At 50.4% G+C, this 16,772-nt stretch carries 20 protein-coding genes and 2 pseudogenes; 17 read left to right on the top strand and 5 right to left on the bottom strand.

Annotated elements, in window-relative coordinates; genetic code table 11:
- Window positions 1-568: transposase (locus AC4IE7_RS14055; RefSeq protein WP_490777479.1), on the bottom strand; the 568-nt coding region annotated here is incomplete at its 3' end.
- 103 nt (window positions 569-671) lie between these two features.
- On the opposite strand from AC4IE7_RS14055, the pseudogene AC4IE7_RS14050 reads away from it, so the two are divergent.
- The 3 genes and pseudogenes from AC4IE7_RS14050 to AC4IE7_RS14040 form a co-directional block, all read left to right on the top strand.
- Window positions 672-938 (top strand): annotated as a pseudogene (locus tag AC4IE7_RS14050) (transposase); the annotation flags it as partial.
- A 155-nt stretch (window positions 939-1,093) separates the two neighbouring features.
- Entirely contained in the window at window positions 1,094-1,363 is a 270-nt protein-coding gene (locus tag AC4IE7_RS14045; RefSeq protein WP_490777478.1) for a hypothetical protein, read from the top strand.
- Window positions 1,364-1,439: 76 nt separating this feature from the next.
- Window positions 1,440-1,940: a hypothetical protein gene (locus AC4IE7_RS14040; protein ID WP_490777477.1), complete on the top strand. Its 501-nt coding sequence runs from the start codon at window positions 1,440-1,442 to the stop codon at window positions 1,938-1,940.
- Between the two features lie 62 nt (window positions 1,941-2,002).
- Here AC4IE7_RS14040 and AC4IE7_RS14035 read toward each other — a convergent pair whose 3' ends face one another.
- From AC4IE7_RS14035 to AC4IE7_RS14025, 3 genes and pseudogenes are all read right to left on the bottom strand, one after another.
- On the bottom strand, window positions 2,003-2,320 hold the full coding sequence (locus tag AC4IE7_RS14035) for a CcdB family protein (protein WP_490777476.1): 318 nt from the start codon (window positions 2,318-2,320) through the stop codon (window positions 2,003-2,005).
- Window positions 2,320-2,565, bottom strand: coding sequence for a type II toxin-antitoxin system CcdA family antitoxin (locus AC4IE7_RS14030; RefSeq protein ID WP_490777475.1), 246 nt, complete (start codon window positions 2,563-2,565; stop codon window positions 2,320-2,322). Before AC4IE7_RS14030 ends, AC4IE7_RS14035 begins: the two co-directional genes overlap by 1 nt.
- Window positions 2,566-2,832: 267 nt before the next feature.
- A pseudogene (locus tag AC4IE7_RS14025) lies at window positions 2,833-2,964 on the bottom strand (type II toxin-antitoxin system RelE/ParE family toxin); the annotation flags it as partial.
- Window positions 2,965-3,185: 221 nt separating this feature from the next.
- On the opposite strand from AC4IE7_RS14025, the gene AC4IE7_RS14020 reads away from it, so the two are divergent.
- Together AC4IE7_RS14020 and AC4IE7_RS14015 are read left to right on the top strand one after the other, a co-directional pair.
- Complete coding sequence (locus AC4IE7_RS14020; protein ID WP_490777474.1) at window positions 3,186-4,043, top strand: SDR family oxidoreductase; 858 nt, start codon at window positions 3,186-3,188, stop codon at window positions 4,041-4,043.
- Between the two features lie 301 nt (window positions 4,044-4,344).
- A complete protein-coding gene (locus AC4IE7_RS14015; RefSeq protein WP_490777473.1) occupies window positions 4,345-4,482 on the top strand; it encodes a hypothetical protein in 138 nt (45 codons plus the stop codon).
- A 189-nt stretch (window positions 4,483-4,671) separates the two neighbouring features.
- Here the strand turns inward: AC4IE7_RS14015 and AC4IE7_RS14010 are convergent, their stop codons facing one another.
- Window positions 4,672-5,397, bottom strand: coding sequence for an FCD domain-containing protein (locus AC4IE7_RS14010; protein ID WP_490777472.1), 726 nt, complete (start codon window positions 5,395-5,397; stop codon window positions 4,672-4,674).
- A 191-nt stretch (window positions 5,398-5,588) separates the two neighbouring features.
- On the opposite strand from AC4IE7_RS14010, the gene AC4IE7_RS14005 reads away from it, so the two are divergent.
- The 12 genes from AC4IE7_RS14005 to AC4IE7_RS13950 all read left to right on the top strand — a co-directional run bounded on the left by AC4IE7_RS14005 (window position 5,589) and on the right by AC4IE7_RS13950 (window position 16,738).
- On the top strand, window positions 5,589-6,647 hold the full coding sequence (locus AC4IE7_RS14005) for an NADH:ubiquinone reductase (Na(+)-transporting) subunit F (protein ID WP_490777471.1): 1,059 nt from the start codon (window positions 5,589-5,591) through the stop codon (window positions 6,645-6,647).
- On the top strand, window positions 6,647-6,958 hold the full coding sequence (locus tag AC4IE7_RS14000) for a 2Fe-2S iron-sulfur cluster-binding protein (protein ID WP_490777470.1): 312 nt from the start codon (window positions 6,647-6,649) through the stop codon (window positions 6,956-6,958). The genes AC4IE7_RS14005 and AC4IE7_RS14000 overlap by 1 nt, the downstream gene beginning before the upstream one ends.
- A 70-nt stretch (window positions 6,959-7,028) precedes the next feature.
- Window positions 7,029-7,229: a hypothetical protein gene (locus tag AC4IE7_RS13995; protein WP_490777469.1), complete on the top strand. Its 201-nt coding sequence runs from the start codon at window positions 7,029-7,031 to the stop codon at window positions 7,227-7,229.
- A 2-nt stretch (window positions 7,230-7,231) separates the two neighbouring features.
- The gene (locus AC4IE7_RS13990) at window positions 7,232-7,666 is read left to right on the top strand and encodes a GlcG/HbpS family heme-binding protein (protein ID WP_490777468.1); all 435 of its coding nucleotides are present in this window, start codon (window positions 7,232-7,234) and stop codon (window positions 7,664-7,666) included.
- A 62-nt stretch (window positions 7,667-7,728) separates the two neighbouring features.
- Entirely contained in the window at window positions 7,729-9,189 is a 1,461-nt protein-coding gene (locus tag AC4IE7_RS13985; RefSeq protein WP_490777467.1) for a 2-hydroxymuconic semialdehyde dehydrogenase, read from the top strand.
- A gap of 10 nt (window positions 9,190-9,199) precedes the next feature.
- The gene (dmpE, locus tag AC4IE7_RS13980) at window positions 9,200-9,988 is read left to right on the top strand and encodes a 2-oxopent-4-enoate hydratase (RefSeq protein ID WP_490777466.1); all 789 of its coding nucleotides are present in this window, start codon (window positions 9,200-9,202) and stop codon (window positions 9,986-9,988) included.
- Between the two features lie 78 nt (window positions 9,989-10,066).
- On the top strand, window positions 10,067-10,978 hold the full coding sequence (locus AC4IE7_RS13975) for an acetaldehyde dehydrogenase (acetylating) (RefSeq protein WP_490777465.1): 912 nt from the start codon (window positions 10,067-10,069) through the stop codon (window positions 10,976-10,978).
- A 10-nt stretch (window positions 10,979-10,988) separates the two neighbouring features.
- Complete coding sequence (dmpG, locus tag AC4IE7_RS13970; RefSeq protein WP_490777464.1) at window positions 10,989-12,017, top strand: 4-hydroxy-2-oxovalerate aldolase; 1,029 nt, start codon at window positions 10,989-10,991, stop codon at window positions 12,015-12,017.
- Window positions 12,017-12,808 (top strand): 2-oxo-3-hexenedioate decarboxylase, encoded by a 792-nt coding sequence (gene dmpH / locus AC4IE7_RS13965; RefSeq protein ID WP_490777463.1) that lies wholly within the window; start codon window positions 12,017-12,019, stop codon window positions 12,806-12,808. Before dmpG ends, dmpH begins: the two co-directional genes overlap by 1 nt.
- 291 nt (window positions 12,809-13,099) lie before the next feature.
- A complete protein-coding gene (locus AC4IE7_RS13960) occupies window positions 13,100-14,086 on the top strand; it encodes a WD40/YVTN/BNR-like repeat-containing protein (RefSeq protein WP_490777462.1) in 987 nt (328 codons plus the stop codon).
- On the top strand, window positions 14,083-16,491 hold the full coding sequence (locus AC4IE7_RS13955; RefSeq protein WP_490777461.1) for an efflux RND transporter permease subunit: 2,409 nt from the start codon (window positions 14,083-14,085) through the stop codon (window positions 16,489-16,491). Before AC4IE7_RS13960 ends, AC4IE7_RS13955 begins: the two co-directional genes overlap by 4 nt.
- A 118-nt stretch (window positions 16,492-16,609) precedes the next feature.
- The gene (locus AC4IE7_RS13950; RefSeq protein ID WP_490777460.1) at window positions 16,610-16,738 is read left to right on the top strand and encodes a hypothetical protein; all 129 of its coding nucleotides are present in this window, start codon (window positions 16,610-16,612) and stop codon (window positions 16,736-16,738) included.
- Window positions 16,739-16,772 lie beyond the last annotated feature (34 nt).

Here is a 16,772-nt window from a genome sequence, read left to right as displayed (position 1 = left end):
GAATCGGGTTGAGATCTACATAGGCCATACAGGCTGCGAGGGCCTTCTCATCTAACAGCGCCTGGGATTTATAGCGCCCCTCCCAGAAGCGACCCGTACAGCCATCATCTTTATTGGCCTTACGGGCAATCGGCTCATTAAGACAGCGCATAAACCAGCTGATGTCGTGAAGCCTTGTGCGCCATTTAGTCAGCAATTCAGAAACCGTATCGCGTTCTACAAGAGTTATAGTCTCCTTGCCCAGATAGCGTTGTACAACCACGGGTAGTGAAAAGAGCCTACCCCAACGTCCAATCACTTCATGATCATCCCACTCTACAGCAAGTTGGCTATCGACATGGAGAATAACGTGATAGTGATTGTGGAGTACAGCATATGAACAGATATCAATTGCAAAAATATCAACAAGTTGTTTCATGCGATCGACGATCCACTGGCGTCGATGTTCATAGCTTTCACCGGTATGGGAATCCACACCGCAAAGAAAAGCGCGGCGAACACATCGGGAGACGCAGTAGTAGTAAGGGGTTTCTTCCAGAAGCACCAGGGCTTTCCTTGGCTTGGGCATCGTATCACTCCTTGATAGCTGATGAAGATTAAAAGAATGCCAGACTGGATTATATTTGGCAAGATATCGATGGGTGTCCGGTTTGGTTCTCCGGTTTGGTTAAGGACGACAAGTCTCGTTTATATTAAATAAGAGTGACAAACCAAGTTACACTGACTGGATGAAGCAACGTGTTGATAGTGAAGAAGGCAAACAGATATATAGTCACCGAATGTCGACTGTAGAGCCGGTCTTCGTTAATATCGGAACAAATAAGGGACTCAAACGATTCAGCCTAAGGGGCAAACGTAAAGTCCAGGGTCAATGGCAACTCTATTGTATAGTCCATAATATCGAAAAGATTATGAATTACGGAAAGATAGCAGCGTAAAGAGGCCAATCAGTAATAAATAGCTTCGTTTTTCGAAGTAGTTTAGATATTAAAGGATACATAAAGTATGTTGAACATTAATAATACTGAAGAAAGTCGCACTGCGACTTTTTTGTGTTTTTCTTCAGCCTCGTTATGTGAGAAAGGATCGATAAATGAAGGATCAAGAAAAATCCAAAAAAATGCTACCGAGAGCAGAAGTGCTACTTATTGTACTTAGCTTCGCGCTTATTGGTGGTTTTATTGGTGTGTTAGTGCGGCTTTTCTATGGCTCGATAACTATTCTCCCAATTTCTGCCTTAATAATTGATATTGGTCCAGCAATACTTATTGGAGCCATTGTCGGTGGGATATTAGCCTATAAATTTCCGCGTGTGGCGTCCGTAGTAGCTTGCTCGTTACCAGTAGGTTGCGAAGTAAGTTGAAGGTGAGTTACCACATAACAAGCAAAGCAGCCGACGCTGTAAAGTACGCGGCTGCTTTGAACGTTAGGTTTTCAAAATGAAAAGGAAAATTCTTACATTTATCACAGCTCTATTTGGTGTTTCTGGATTGGTAGTAGCTGCAGTTCCATTTATAGCATCGTTGAATGTTAGTGAGCGAGCGTTAGCAAATCGACCGCATATTCCTATCGACCACATTGGAGAAGGTGAATCTGAGATAATTACCTCCGAAGGAGCTACCTATTCGATGACATTTATGGTGTATCGATCTTTGAAGGGAAATGTGCGTGTTTGGAAAATCCCGGTTTATAAAGGAAAAGTAATCCTACCAGACATTCATTGGGGAAGGTGGGCAATGTTATGTGATGAATTCACACTAGATAAGGTGAAAAATGTTTTTAGATGCCTAGATGAGCATTTACAACAATATAGTTGGGTTACAGATGAGATGCTGTGGGATGTAGATGGAAAGAATTTAGGTAAATTCACTGAAGATATGATTCTAGCAAAAGGAGTTCACTATTCTAAATACTTCGTAGTTGGTGTAGCCCCAAAATGAAACCTACCCAGCAGCGCAAGACGGACTTCGGTGCTGGCGCGCCTCTGCTGGTTCGCTGAACGTTATATGCCAGTAAATAGCAGATCTATAGCCGAAATTATTTCTACCCTAAATGCTTCGACTTCCGTTACTTGGGTTCGAAGCAGAGATTCCGGAACAGTTGTAATTTGATGGGTTAAAAGTACAAACTCTTTATCACTTATCTTTATTAATGGGCAAAGTTTTTTGGCAACCCTATGTTTTATCGAACCGGGTGTTGAAAAAGGTATAACTACTCGTGAATTAAGTTCATCGAGTAAATCATTTTGCACGTTTAGAAAATAAGGGTATGTTTTCTTTGTTGCCTTATCATCATTTTTATAAACCGAAAATTGACACATTAAAAATCCCTGAATGAATCAGAAAACAATCCATGTTTCTCAACCAATTCGTTCAATGCTTCGATGGCTTCCCTATTATCACTTTTCCATTTTTCACGCTCGCTTTGGCGTAATTGTTGAGCTAGTGCTCTCTCAAGTGTGGCTGAGAGGTTTATTTTCTGCGCGCGAGCTTTTGAAAGTAAGTCGCTATTTATACTTAAATTTGTTGGTTTCTTCGGGGCTTTTGAGTCATAAAACTGTGGCATTAGAACTTGCCTCCTAGATGTAATGCGTATACTCAATGCGTATAAATAGTTTACATTGTGAGTTAGCATATAACAAGGCAAATCACTCGGATGAAAAAAGGCTGAGCTGCGCTCTGCATTTACTGTCCGGTTATGGCTGGTAAAAAGGTTAGAAGATACATCCATATGTTTGTGAAGAATCCTGATTATTTCCACACATTTGTCACTAGAGAGTTGATAGTAGATTGTGTGGCTTATAACGGGGAAATTCTGATAGCCAGGTCTAATCTAATCGCAGGCGCTTCCAAGATTTGGATTTTCAGCTAACTGATTGAAGGAATCATCGAGCTGTTTAAGATACTTATTGCGCTGGTCTTTCGCCCACCGCTTCTGAGAGAAAACAGCAATAGCCATTAAATCATCTCTGGCTTTATTTTAAGCGAAAAGTTACGAGACAAATTTATACGTAGTGAGGCAGACTGGACGGGATGGCACTCTGTTGATGTGGCCATGGCGGCATTAGTAGGTATTTTCGTTTTGTGGGGCTGTTTTCATATAGGTTAACCACGGTTTTATCGGACGCAGTCGCTAACGCTTCTGCACCGCTGATAGATACTTTATACATTACATTTGAGTGCATTATGAAAAGAATCTTATTGGCTGGATCAACAGGTTACTTGGGAAGCTATATTGCAAAGGAACTTCAAAAAAGATCCTGCTTTTTTAGAACGATTGCTCGAAACCCAAAAAAACTTGAGCAAAATAATATTGAAGCCAACGAAGTGCTTAAGGCGGAACTGACTGAACCAGATTCCATCAGTGAGTGCTGCAAAGGTATTGATGTCGTTATTTCAACAGTTGGCATTACAAGGCAAAAAGATGGTCTTACTTATATGGATGTAGATTATCAAGCTAATATGAATTTGTTGAATGAAGCTAGAAAAAGTGGAGTTAAAAAATTTATTTATGTTTCAGTTCTAAATGGTGAGAAGCTTAGAAATTTGAAAATATGTGATGCGAAAGAGATGTTTGTTGAGCAATTGAAGAAGTCAGGGTTAGATTATTGTGTTGTTCGTCCGAATGGGTTTTTCTCTGATATGTCAGAATATTTTAAAATGGCAAAAAGAGGGAGAATATATCTTTTCGGAGATGGAGAGCTGAGAGCGAACCCAATCCACGGTGAAGACTTAGCGACTGTTTGCGTAGATGCTATCGATAAGCCGTATAAAGAGGTTGAAATAGGAGGCCCTGAAACAATCACTCAGAATGATATTGCATTGATAGCTTTTGACATTTTGGGCACTAAGCCGAAAATAACTTATATTCCAGATTGGGTAAGAGTTACCATTCTCAAAATGGTCAGGTTATTAACTGGAAGTAGAGTATATGGACCAGTTGAATTTTTCATGACAGTCATGTCAATGAATATGCTAGCCCCAGAATATGGCAAACACACGTTAAAAGAATATTTCACGATTTTGAACAATACCAATGTATAACAGCCGCTCGCTCACGGATTACAAAAAAAGTGTTCGTCATTCGCTCCGCATTTTGTGCCCTGTGAAGAGGACGTTAAGACTGTAGAAAAAAACTTTATGATATGTACACCCTGCGCCCTATTCGAAGGTAATTGTGATTAGTCTTTAACGAAAGCAGTATTACTGCAATCGGCTACAAGTTAATACTTAGAACAGTTAATTTTCTAGCTAAATTAATCTAACAAGGTCGCATAGAAAATTAAGCTACTCCACTGGTTATGAAGCTTATATTTCCCAGTGAGTTCAGGCGTTAATTTTACAAATGCCCGCTCTTCACATAAATCAACGCGCCATCGTCTTTCGTAAACGTGCAGGAGAGGTATGGACGGCCAGGCAGCAAAAATGGCGGTACGAAGAAGCAAAAGGCGATTTAGAGACATTTGCCCTGCTCTTCGGCTAGATTGAGTAATACTTCTTTGTGTTTAATGATTGGGTTACTCTCATTATACATTCAAGAGTTACATCTTGAATGTTTGATTAAAGTTTCGATACCTTTATCAAAACGGGTAACTCTCTTCTTTTCAAGTAGAAGTGTCAGATCTGGTTGAGACCAGTTCATCTAAATCTAAAACTGGTTCTGCGGTTTTATTCAGCTCTGTGTTGATACAACCTCTGCGATCTCTTTCTCTCTGTCTGCCTCTTCTTTGAGAACCCGCAAAGTGATTTCAGCAGTTCTCATAATGTGTTGTTCTATGGCGTCGCAGGCCCGTTGTTTATCCCTGGCCAGGGCAGCGTTGCGTAGCGCTTCATGTTCCTGGTGCAGATCCCGGGGGATCTCTGTGCTCAAGGCGATGTTGCGATAGCGTTTGTGCTGATCATAGAGGATGCCGTAAAAGCGACGCAGCCATTTTGAGGTGCATCCGGCAATCAGCGCTTCATGAAAATCGTGATTGCGGATCTCCCACTCTGCCGGGTCTCTCTTTTCGGACTCCTCTACTTTCTCAAGTTGATAAAAGGTTGCCACGATCTGGGATTCCCAGGCATCGTCTCCATGTTCGATGCTCTGACTCAGGGCCTGTTTCTCCAGCAGGATACGCATGCGGGTAATGTCGGCGAGGTCTGTCTCTGACATTGGAGCCACACGAAAGCCGCGCTGCCCCTCGGCTGTGACAAATCCATCAGCGGTAAGGCGGCTCAGGGCTTCACGAAGTGGGCTTGCGCCAACGCCGTAGCTCTCCCTCAGGTGCTCAATACGTAGTTTCTCTTCCGGCTGCAACACCCCATGAATGATGTCGGACCTTAGCTTTAGATAGGCTTGATCGGTCAGGGTCCTGGCACCGTTCTGTGTGTTGCCATCATTGTAAGTTCTTGCCATAGCAGCATTTTCCGGTTAACGACTGTGAGGGGAGAGCAAACTATACCCTACCTTCTATTTATATGCGCAACAGTGACTTTTATCAATATTCTAGTCGTTTAATATGGATTTACAAAAAATATCGATAATAATCTTGCAAATCGATAAAATATCGCTATTCTTGTGTTTATCGATATTTTGGAGCGATTACCATGTCCTACCAACTTACCATCGAACCCACCGGTGACGAGGTCGAAGTCGAAGAGGGTCAGAATATCCTGGATGCCTGTCTTCGAGCGGGTATCTGGATGCCTCATGCGTGCTGCCATGGTCTATGTGGTACCTGCAAGGTAGAGGTGGTTGACGGTGATGTGGAGATTGGTGATGCCTCAAATTTTGCTTTGATGGATATGGAGCGTGACGAGGGGAAGGTGCTGGCCTGTTGTGCAACTCTTCAGTCGGATACGGTGATCGAGGCCGACATTGATGAGGAGCCCGATGCCCGTGTTATTCCAGTCAGGGATTTCGAAGTCGAAGTCGTCAGGCTGGAAAACCTGACCCATGATGTGAAGGGGGTGTGGCTGCAGTTGGATGGAGATGGTATCGACTTTCAGGCTGGCCAATATATCAATCTCTATCTGCCTGGGATTGAAGTACCTCGCGCCTTCAGTCTGGCCAATAAACCATCTGACAGCAATCTTATCGAATTGCAGATCCGTCTGGTTGCAGATGGTCAAGCGACACCGATTATTCACAACGATCTGAAGGTCGGTGACAAGTTGAAAGTCACCGGGCCCTATGGTCGTTTTTTTGTGCGCAGCTCCCGTACCGAACCGATGCTGTTTATCGCTGGGGGTACTGGTCTTTCCAGTCCCAAGTCTATGATTCTCGATCTGTTGGAGAACGGCTCTACTACTCCAATCACACTGCTGCATGGTGTACGTGCGAAGCGGGATCTCTATGACCAGGAGCTGTTCAGCTCTCTGGCTGAAAAACATCAGAACTTCAGTTATGTCCCTGTGCTTTCACAGATGGAAGAGGGGGATGAGTGGCGTGGGGAAACCGGTTATGTCCACGAAGCGGCACAGCGTCTTTTCGATAACAGCTTTGCTGGAAATACTGCCTATCTTTGCGGTCCCCCGGTAATGATTGAGGCGGCAATTCGTGCCTTGATGCAGGGCCGTCTGTTTGAAAACGATATTTTCACCGAGCGTTTTCTCACCAAGGATGAAGAGAGTCGTAAACGCAGCCCGGTATTCAAGAGGCTCTAGTGCGATTTGAAATCTATGTCGAGGACAAGGATGCCAGTTTCCATTGTGGTGATGAGCAGCGCCTGTTGCATGCGATGCAGGCCCAGGGTTTAGGCTCGATTCCGGTTGGTTGCAAAGGCGGCGGCTGTGGCGTCTGTCGTATCCAGATCACCAAAGGGAATTACGAGACCCGCAAGATGAGCCGCACCCATGTTAGTGAGGAAGAGGAGCGCCTGGGCATTGTTTTGTCGTGCCGTGTCGTCCCCAAGAGCGACCTCTGTTTGAGGTTGGCGCCGAAACCGAATCAAGAAGTATCCGAGAGCGCAGTATAGCGCTCCGTAAATAGAAGAAGCATAAGCACAATATCAACGATAGTGGGTGAAGACCCAATAGGAGGAGTTCATGGCGGTAACGAGCGACGATCAGGCGGTTCGATTTATCCAGATCACTCTGGGCGAAGTGGGTGTCTCCAGGGATCAGTTAAAGATCGAGGGTTTCACTGAAACAGGTCACCAGGAGAATGCACGCCACTTTATGAAGAGCTGGAGTGAATTTGACCGTAGTAATGATGTGTCTGGGCATAAAAGTAAAGAGAAGAATTGAAGATGGCTGTAATAACTGTCAGTGCAAAAAGTCTCCATTGGCAAAGTGCCATGGAGGTGGTGAAGGCTGCCAATCGGCGAGCTGAGGAGTTGGGTGTCACGGTGAATGCCGCTGTTGTTGACCGGGGTGGCAATCTGCTTGCTTTTCAACGTCACAACAATGCGGCCCTGCACTCTATCTCGATCTCTATAGACAAGGCCTATACCGCGGTGAGTTTCGGTTTTCCCACTTCGGAGTGGATGTCGGCAATCGGTGATCAGCCGGCTCTACGTGAAGGGCTGGTACAGCGCGATCGGCTGGTGATTTTCGGTGGCGGTCTGCCTATCCGGGTGGATGGTGAACTGGTTGGTGCTGTCGGTGTATCCGGCGCTTCGGAAGCTGAGGATGAGCAGTGCGCTTTGGCTGGATTGGAAGCCATCGGGATTGCCACAAATTGAACAAAACCCCCGATGCATGCAGCGGGAAATCTTAGGACATAGGCGTAATGACGGTGAATAGAATGAAAGAGGTCAAACACTTCATCAATGGTGAATTTGTCGGATCTGCTTCGGGCAAGTTGTTCGACAACATCAACCCGGCGACTGGGGAGAAGATCGGCATAGTGCATGAGGCAGGTGCACCAGAGGTGGACGCAGCAGTGAATGCAGCCCGTGCAGCTCTGCAGGGGGATTGGGGCAAGATGCCACTGGCGGAACGTACCAACCTGTTGCACAAACTGGCGGATGGTATTACAGCCAGGTTCGATGAGTTTCTTGAGGCGGAGTGTCTAGATACGGGCAAACCGCAAAAGCTGGCCTGTCATATCGATATCCCGCGGGGTGCGGCCAACTTTAAGATCTTTGCCGATGTGGTGAAGAATGTGCCGACTGAGAGCTTCATGCTGGATACGCCGGATGGGCAGGGTGCACTCAACTATTCAGTACGTAAACCCAAAGGTGTGATTGCAGTGATCAGTCCCTGGAATCTGCCCCTGCTGTTGATGACCTGGAAGGTGGGTCCGGCATTGGCTTGTGGCAACACCGTGGTGGTCAAACCATCAGAAGAGACTCCGTTGACCACTGCGCTGCTGGGTGAAGTGATGAACCAGGTGGGGATTCCGAAGGGGGTCTACAACGTAGTGCATGGTTTCGGCCCCAACTCTGCCGGTGAGTTCCTCACCCGCCACAAAGGGGTTTCTGGCATTACCTTCACCGGCGAAACCGGAACCGGTTCGGCGATTATGAAAGCGGCTGCAGATGATATTACCGACATCTCCTTTGAGCTTGGTGGCAAAAACCCGGCCCTGATCTTTGCCGACTGCGATATGGACAAGGCTATCGAAGGTACCCTGCGCTCAGCCTTTGCCAACTGTGGTCAGGTCTGTCTGGGGACAGAGCGGGTCTATGTTGAACGGCCGATCTATGAAACCTTCGTTGAGCGGCTGAAAAGCGGTGCCGAGGCTTTGAAGCTGGGCAAGTGGGACGACCCGGAAACCGATTTGGGGCCGCTGATCAGCGAAGAACACCGGGATAAAGTGCTCTCCTACTATCGTAAAGCAGAGGAGGAGGGAGCTACTGTAGTCACCGGCGGCGGCACCCCTGAAATGGCCGATTCTCTGGCATCAGGCGCTTGGGTAGAGCCGACCATCTGGACCGATCTGCCTGACGATGCTGCTTGTGTACAGGAGGAGATTTTTGGTCCCTGTTGTCACATCCGTCCCTTCGACAGCGAAGAGGAGGCGATCGCTCTGGCCAACGATACCGAATATGGCCTGGCAACAGCGATCTGGACCGAGAACGGCTCCCGTGCCCATCGGGTTGCGGCTCAAGTGGACGCAGGCATCGCCTGGGTCAACTCCTGGTTTCTGCGCGATCTGCGCACCCCCTTTGGTGGCTCCAAACAGTCAGGTATCGGCCGTGAAGGTGGCGTTCACTCTCTAGAGTTCTACACCGAACTCAAAAACGTCTGTATCAAGCTTTGAGGAGTTATCGATGTTGAACGAACAACGTATAGATGAGCTGGGGGACGAGCTCTATCAGGCCCTGAGTCAGCGGCAGATGATCGACCCGCTGACGGAGCGGGAACCGGAGATCACCATGGAGGATGCCTACCACATCTCCCTGCGAATGGTGAACCGACGGGTTGAGAGCGGTGAATCGATCATTGGTAAGAAGATCGGTGTCACCTCAAAAGCGGTGCAGAACATGCTCAATGTGCACCAGCCGGATTTCGGTTATCTCACAGATCGAATGGTCTACGGTAATGGCGATGAGATGCCGATCAGTGAACAGCTGATCCAGCCTCGGGCCGAGGGGGAGATCGCCTTCATGCTGAAGCGTGATCTGATCGGCCCCGGAGTCAGTAATGCCGATGTATTGCGGGCTACCGAAGCGGTAATCCCCTGCTTTGAAATCGTCGACTCCCGCATCCGGGATTGGAAGATCAAGATCCAGGACACGGTGGCGGACAACGCCTCCTGTGGACTATTCGTGCTGGGTGACAGGGCGGTGGATCCACGCAAGGTCGACCTGGCAACTGCAGGCATGGTGGTAGAGAAGAACGGACAACTGCTCTCTACCGGTGCTGGTGCTGCAGCACTCGGTTCACCGGTGAATTGTGTCGCCTGGCTGGCCAATACCCTGGGAAGCTTCGGCATTCCCCTGAAAGCGGGAGAGGTGATCCTCTCTGGCTCTCTGGTACCACTCGAACCGGTGGTGGCGGGAGACTTTATGCGGGTGGAGATCGGTGGTATCGGCTCTGCTTCGGTCCGTTTCACCTGATTTTCCATGAGGAGCTGGGATGCAGGTAAACATAAGAGCAAGGGCTGAGGCCCTGTTAAATCTACGAGGTTAGGATTAATGAACAAAATCAACGCCGCCCTGATCGGCTCCGGCAACATCGGTACCGATCTGCTCTACAAGGCACTGCGCAGTGACTGGATCAATCCTGTCTGGATGGTGGGTATAGACGCCGCTTCCGAGGGGTTGGAGAGAGCCCGTAAGCTGGGCCTGAAGACCACCCATGAGGGGGTCGACGGACTGGTGCCCCATATGAAGGATGACAATATTCAGATCTGTTTCGACGCCACATCTGCCTATGTACACGGGGAAAACAATCGCAAAGTGCAGGAGCAGGGCTCGATCATGATCGATCTTACTCCGGCTGCGATCGGTCCCTTCTGCGTGCCGCCGGTCAACCTCAAGGATCATGTCGGCAAGCGTGAACTGAACGTCAACATGGTGACCTGCGGTGGACAGGCGACCATTCCAATGGTTGCCGCAGTCAGTCGGGTACAAGCGGTGGCTTACGGGGAGATCGTTGCTACGGTTTCATCCCGCTCAGCCGGGCCTGGCACACGCAAGAATATTGATGAGTTCACCCAGACCACATCCGGTGCTGTGGAGAAGGTTGGTGGTGCCAAAAAAGGTAAGGCGATCATCATCCTCAATCCTGCGGAGCCGCCATTGATGATGCGCGATACCGTTCATTGCATCACCGAAGATGAGCCAGACCAGGCTGCCATTACGCAGTCGATTGAAGCGATGATCAAGGAGGTACAGAAGTATGTGCCTGGCTATCGATTGAAAAACGGTCCGGTGTTCGACGGTAACCGGGTCTCGGTATTCATGGAGGTGGAGGGGCTGGGTGATTACCTGCCAAAGTTTGCCGGTAATCTGGACATTATGACCGCTGCGGGTCTGCGAACCGCAGAGATGTTCGCGGAAGAGATCGTCAACGGAACATTAGTATTGCAAGCGGCATCGGCCTGAGGAGTTAATCATGAATCTATCCGGTAAGAAAATAACCATCCACGATATGAGCCTGCGTGACGGCATGCATGCCAAACGCCATCAGATCAGCCTCGACGAGATGGTTGCTGTGGCCTCGGCCCTGGATGAGTCCGGGGTGCCGATGATCGAAGTCACCCATGGCGACGGCCTGGCCGGGGCATCGGTGAACTACGGCTTTCCCGCACACAGTGATGAAGAGTATCTGCGGGCGGTACGCCCCCATGTGAAACAGGCGAAGATCTCAGCGCTGCTGTTGCCCGGTATCGGCACGGTACCTGAACTGGAGATGGCTGCCGATTGTGGTGTGGATACCATTCGCGTGGCGACACACTGTACCGAAGCCGATGTCTCTGAGCAGCACATCACCAAGTCCCGTGAGCTGGGCCTCGACACAGTCGGCTTTCTGATGATGGCGCATATGGTCGGCCCAGAAAAACTGATCGAACAGGCGAGACTGATGGAGGGTTTCGGTGCCAACTGTATCTACGTTACCGACTCCGCAGGCTACATGCTGCCCGATGATGTAAAGCTGCGACTGAGTGCAGTGCGGGAAGCTCTTCAGCCAGAAACTGAACTGGGTTTTCATGGTCACCATAACCTCTCACTGGGGGTGATCAACTCATTGGCAGCGGTGGAAGCCGGTGCTAACCGCATTGATGGTTCTGCTGCAGGGATGGGCGCAGGCGCCGGTAATACCCCTCTTGAGGTGTTTGTCGCTGTAGCCGAGCGGATGGGTGTCGAGACCGGTGTTGATCTGTTCAAACTGATGGATGTGGCAGAAGACCTGGTTGTGCCGATGCTGGACCGTCCTATCCGGGTGGATAGGGATTCTCTGACACTGGGTTATGCCGGGGTCTACTCCTCCTTCCTGCTGTTTGCCAAGCGGGCTCAGGAGCGTTATGGCGTCTCATCCCGAGATGTACTGGTTGAGCTGGGTAAGCGGGGCATGATCGGTGGTCAGGAGGATATGATCGAAGATGTGGCGATGGAGATGGCCAAGGCGCAGGGGGCAAACTGATGGGTACTTTAACAGAGACACAGATCGCGGAGCTGGCGGAGTATCTGGAAAACAGTGAGCTGGAAGCGAAAGACGCCACCAAGATCACTAGCCAATATCCTGATATGGACTTCGAGGATGCCTATGACATCCAGTTTGAGATTCGTCGCCGCAAGGAGGCAAGAGGTACCAAGATCATCGGTCTGAAGGTGGGTCTTACCTCGCGGGCGAAGATGAAGCAGATGGGGGTGGAGACACCGATCTACGGTTTTCTCGCCGACTACTTCGACCGTCCCGATGGCGGCGAGATCGAGACCGATCAGCTGATCCATCCCAAAGTTGAGGCCGAGCTGGCATTTGTCACTAAGGCACCGTTGCGTGGCCCAGGTTGCCATATCGGCAATGTGCTGGCCGCGACAGACTTCGTCATCCCGGCGGTGGAGATCATCGACTCCCGATATGAGAATTTTCGTTTCGACCTGATCAGCGTAATCGCTGACAACGCCTCCTCATCCCGCTTTGTGCTGGGCGGCCAGATGGCCGATCCCGCCGATGTGGATATGCGCACCCTCGGTGTGGTGATGGAGAAGAATGGCGAGGTGGTGGAGCTGGGCGCTGGTGCCGCTGTATTGGGCCATCCTGCTGCCAGTGTGGCACTACTGGCCAACATGCTTGGTGAGCGGGGTGAGGAGATCCCTGCTGGCACCCTGATTCTCACCGGCGGTATCACTGCGGCTGTAGCAATGGAAAAGGGAGATTGCCTGAATGTGAGATACCAGGGATTGGGCAGTGTCGGGATGCGGTTTGTGTGAAGTGAGATTGAGATGGAGTTCCGAGGTGAGACATCGATGGTGCGGCAGGGCCACACCCTACAGAGGATTGGTGGGTAGGGTGCGGCCCTGCCGCACCGAATAGTGTACTTAGTGTCGCATCACCGCTGCTGTGGCGATGGAGAAGGGTGGCTGCCTGAATGTGGGCTACCAGGGAATGGGTAGTGTTGGTATGCGGTTTGTGTAGGGTTCGGCCCTGCAGAAATGCATAGATATGAAAATAATAACCACCCATTCTGAAACTGAACGGGTTGGAGACAAGAGGATCAGCAGATGAGTAAACATCATCGAACGAAACCACTCAACCCTTGGTATGCCGTCCCCTGGTTGTTCATAACGCTATTGATCGGTGGCTGCGAAGCCCCTTTGGATCTGACCCTGGTCGAGCGGGAGATAAAGAAACCGATCTACCGCTTTGATCAACTGAAGGCAGCAGCTGCCAACCATCGCCGGATCATTGCGGTGGGTGACTACGGCACAGTACTGACCAGTGTTGATAAGGGTGAGAGCTGGCAGCGAACCCAGCTGCCGACAAAATCCTCACTGATCGCAGTGAGCAGTTGTGAAGATGGCAGCTTTGCCGCTATCGACACCGTGCGCAAGGTCTGGTTCTCCGATGCCCAGGGTGGTGAATGGCAGGCGACCCAGCTGGAGACCATGGAGAGTCCCATGGCAATCAGTTGTGACCCCCGGGGTCGGCTCTGGGTCACCGCCAGTTTCAGTACCCTGATCCATAGCGATGAGAATCTTGCTAATTGGCAGGAGGTATCCCAACAGGAGGATATGCAGTTTACCTCGATCCAATGGCTCGACAGGGATAATGGGGTGGTTGCCGGGGAGTTCGGCTCGCTCTACTTCACCCATGACAGCGGTGAAAGCTGGGAGCGGGGCAATGATATCCCCAACGAGTTCTACCCGATGGCAGCCTGGTTCCGCACCCTGGATGAGGGCTGGGTTGCGGGTTTGAGCGGCACCATCCTGCATACCAAAGACCGGGGAGAGAGCTGGCAACGCCAGGAGTCGGTCAGTAAGGCACCAATCTATAGTCTGATTCCCCAGGGGGAGCGGCTCTACGCCACCGGCGATAACGGAACCCTGCTACAGCTGCAAGGCGACCTCTGGGAAAAGGTGCCTGATGCACCCCGTCTCTTCTCCTATCTGATTACCGCCATACCTCAGGGTGAGGAGCGTCTGTTGGTGATGGGTGGGCAGGGAACCATCAGCCCCATCGCAACCGAATCTGCAGGAGCTGTCCAATGACCATGCACGCCTTCTCCCACTGGTTGAAAAATATTGACGACCTGGTGTTCAAATTCCCCAAGGTCTTTCTCACCGTAATTGCTGCATTGACCATTTTCTTCGCGTTTCAGGTTCCAAAGGTGCAGATGTACTCTGACTTTGCCGACCTGTTGCCCCAGGAGCATGAGTACATCCAGTTGCATAATTCGATCCGCGACACCTTTGGTGGTGCCAATAATGTGGTGATGGCGGTGGTGGTAGATGAGGGTGACATCTTCACCCAGCAGACCCTGGCCCGTATTCACCGTATCACCCAGGCGGTGGATAACGTCAGTGGCGTCAACCACAATCTGCTCGCCAGCCTGACCCACCGAACTTCACGCAAGGTCTGGCTGACCGAGACCGGTGATGTCAATTCCCAGCCCTATTATGATCCACTCCAGGAGAGTTGGTCGGAAGATGAGCTGAACAAACTTCGCGATGATGTGATGAGTAATCCGCGGGTCTTCGGACTGCTGGTCTCCCCGGATCTCAAAGCGGCATTGATCAAGGCTCAGTTCAATGAAGGGCAGTTGAACTATGATGAAATCTTCACTCAGCTTCAGCAGATAAGGGATCAGGAAGAGGCCGCCGGGGTGTCGATCTATGCCACCGGCCAGCCGATGTTGTGGGGCTGGGTCTACAGTTATCTCGATCAACTGTTTCTCATCTTCACCACCACGGTAGGGATCATGCTGTTCCTGCTGATCATCTATTTTCGTCGCGCCTACGGTATTTTGCTACCCATGTTCGGCATTACCATCTCGGCGATCTGGGGGCTCGGAATTCTCTCCCTGCTCGACTACAACCTGGATCCTCTGACCCTGGTAATACCTTTTCTGATCTCCGCCAGGGCCATGTCTCACGCAATACAGTTGGTGCAGCGCTTCTACGATGAGCTGGAGGAGGTGGGTGAGTCCCGGGAGGCTGCCCATCGAACCTTTGATTCACTATTCCGCCCTGGCAGCCTGGGCATAGTGTCGGATGCCATAGGCCTGTTGCTGATCGCCCTGGGGTCTGTGCCGATCAATGTGAAACTGGGTGTCTACGCCTCACTTTGGGCAGTCTGTGTGGTGTTTACCGTGCTGATTGCAGTGCCCCTGATACTCTCCCTGCTGCCGAAACCGAAACCCGCCGCCAAACGTTTGGCAGCAGAAGATGCCTTGTTCGGTCGGGTGGCCTCACTGGTGGCGAAACGACAGGGTGGGGTGATCGTCCTCGGCCTGGCTGGTGTGATTCTGCTGTTGGGTGCACAGCAGAGCAGTAAGGTGCAGATTGGCGAGTCGGAACCCGGTTCACCGATACTCTATCTCGATCACGACTACAACGTCTCTTCCAAGGTTATCAACGAGCGCTTCCCCGGTTCCGAGGAGCTCTATATCGTTGCCAGAACCGATGAGAAGGGGGGTATGAAACGGCCGGATGTGTTGCAAGCCATCGAGTCTTTTCAGAACCATATGCTGCTCGACCCGGAACTGGGTGGTGCCAAGGCGGTACCCGATCTGGTGAAGCAGGTTAACCGGATCTTTCACTCTGACGATCCCCGTTGGGCGATCATTCCCGACAGCGAAGCCTATGTGGGTGGCTTGATGTTCGCCTATATGGCTTCCAGTCCAGTGCCGGGCGCACTTAAGGAGTTTGTTGATACCGATGACCGTGTGGCCAATATCGTCTTCTTCTACAAGGATCATCAGGCAAAGACCATTCGTCGGGCGATTCATCGAGCCAAAGAGTGGATAAACGATCCTGGCAATAGTGTTGAAGGACTACATATCGAACTTGCTGGTGGTCTGGTGGGTGTCACCGCTGCAATGAACGAATCGGCCTATGAGAGCAACATGTTGATCATTCCACTGGTGCTGGCGCTGATCTTTGTCTTTGTCACCTGGTTCTATATGTCGCTCCATGCAGGATTCATCATGTTTCTGGCGATGATGTTCTGTACCGTCTCCACCTATGCCTACATGGGGCTGGCATCGATCGGCATTAACGTCAATACCGTACCGATCATTGCGGTGGGTATCGGTGTCGGTATCGACTACTCCATCTATATCATGGACCGGATTCGTGAGGAGACTGCAAAGGCCTCGGGTGATCTGCAACGGGCGGTGTTGACTTCCATTGCCACCACCGGCAAGGCAATCGGTTTTACAGCGGCCTGTCTGATCGGTGGTGTGATCATGTGGGTCTTTATCTCTGATCTTCGTTTCCAGGCCGATGCGGCTCTGCTACTGGTAGTGATGTTGATACTCAATGCCCTGGCGGCGATGTTCCTGGTGCCCTCCTGGGTGATGATTTTCAAGCCGAGTTTCATCGGCAGCGCCCGCTACGATGATGATGGCGTACTCTATGCTGACAAACCTCAGCGGGACATGGCGCTTACATAACCAGTATTTGGTGGGGCATGGCCCCACCCTACACTCTTGATTCAACAGTAGGGTGGGGCCATGCCCCACCAAAACCAGTTGAAGAACTATATGCAATGAGTCTCTTTGCGCTTAAGTAGTGTTGATACTCAATGCCTTGGCGGCGATGTTTCTGGTGCCCTCCTGGGGGATGATTTTCAAGCCGAGTTTGATCGGCAGTGCCCGCTACGATGATGACAATCCTCAGCGGGACATGGCGCTTACTTAACCAGTATTTGGTGGGGCATGGCCCCACCCTACAC

This window comes from Candidatus Thiodiazotropha sp. AKAK3, from assembly GCF_058244645.1.
Note: the sequence above shows the minus strand (reverse complement) of the source record. Positions and strands in the feature narration are given on the sequence as shown.

What these genes read in the sequence shown, in the direction of transcription:
- AC4IE7_RS14045 (WP_490777478.1), top strand. Translation starts at nt 1,094, where the DNA reads ATGAAGGATCAAGAAAAATCCAAAAAAATGCTACCGAGAGCAGAAGTG.
- AC4IE7_RS14040 (WP_490777477.1), top strand. Translation starts at nt 1,440, where the DNA reads ATGAAAAGGAAAATTCTTACATTTATCACAGCTCTATTTGGTGTTTCT.
- AC4IE7_RS14035 (WP_490777476.1), bottom strand. Translation starts at nt 2,320, where the DNA reads ATGTGTCAATTTTCGGTTTATAAAAATGATGATAAGGCAACAAAGAAA.
- AC4IE7_RS14030 (WP_490777475.1), bottom strand. Translation starts at nt 2,565, where the DNA reads ATGCCACAGTTTTATGACTCAAAAGCCCCGAAGAAACCAACAAATTTA.
- AC4IE7_RS14020 (WP_490777474.1), top strand. Translation starts at nt 3,186, where the DNA reads ATGAAAAGAATCTTATTGGCTGGATCAACAGGTTACTTGGGAAGCTAT.
- AC4IE7_RS14015 (WP_490777473.1), top strand. Translation starts at nt 4,345, where the DNA reads ATGCCCGCTCTTCACATAAATCAACGCGCCATCGTCTTTCGTAAACGT.
- AC4IE7_RS14010 (WP_490777472.1), bottom strand. Translation starts at nt 5,397, where the DNA reads ATGGCAAGAACTTACAATGATGGCAACACACAGAACGGTGCCAGGACC.
- AC4IE7_RS14005 (WP_490777471.1), top strand. Translation starts at nt 5,589, where the DNA reads ATGTCCTACCAACTTACCATCGAACCCACCGGTGACGAGGTCGAAGTC.
- AC4IE7_RS13995 (WP_490777469.1), top strand. Translation starts at nt 7,029, where the DNA reads ATGGCGGTAACGAGCGACGATCAGGCGGTTCGATTTATCCAGATCACT.
- AC4IE7_RS13990 (WP_490777468.1), top strand. Translation starts at nt 7,232, where the DNA reads ATGGCTGTAATAACTGTCAGTGCAAAAAGTCTCCATTGGCAAAGTGCC.
- AC4IE7_RS13985 (WP_490777467.1), top strand. Translation starts at nt 7,729, where the DNA reads ATGAAAGAGGTCAAACACTTCATCAATGGTGAATTTGTCGGATCTGCT.
- dmpE (WP_490777466.1), top strand. Translation starts at nt 9,200, where the DNA reads ATGTTGAACGAACAACGTATAGATGAGCTGGGGGACGAGCTCTATCAG.
- AC4IE7_RS13975 (WP_490777465.1), top strand. Translation starts at nt 10,067, where the DNA reads ATGAACAAAATCAACGCCGCCCTGATCGGCTCCGGCAACATCGGTACC.
- dmpG (WP_490777464.1), top strand. Translation starts at nt 10,989, where the DNA reads ATGAATCTATCCGGTAAGAAAATAACCATCCACGATATGAGCCTGCGT.
- dmpH (WP_490777463.1), top strand. Translation starts at nt 12,017, where the DNA reads ATGGGTACTTTAACAGAGACACAGATCGCGGAGCTGGCGGAGTATCTG.
- AC4IE7_RS13960 (WP_490777462.1), top strand. Translation starts at nt 13,100, where the DNA reads ATGAGTAAACATCATCGAACGAAACCACTCAACCCTTGGTATGCCGTC.
- AC4IE7_RS13955 (WP_490777461.1), top strand. Translation starts at nt 14,083, where the DNA reads ATGACCATGCACGCCTTCTCCCACTGGTTGAAAAATATTGACGACCTG.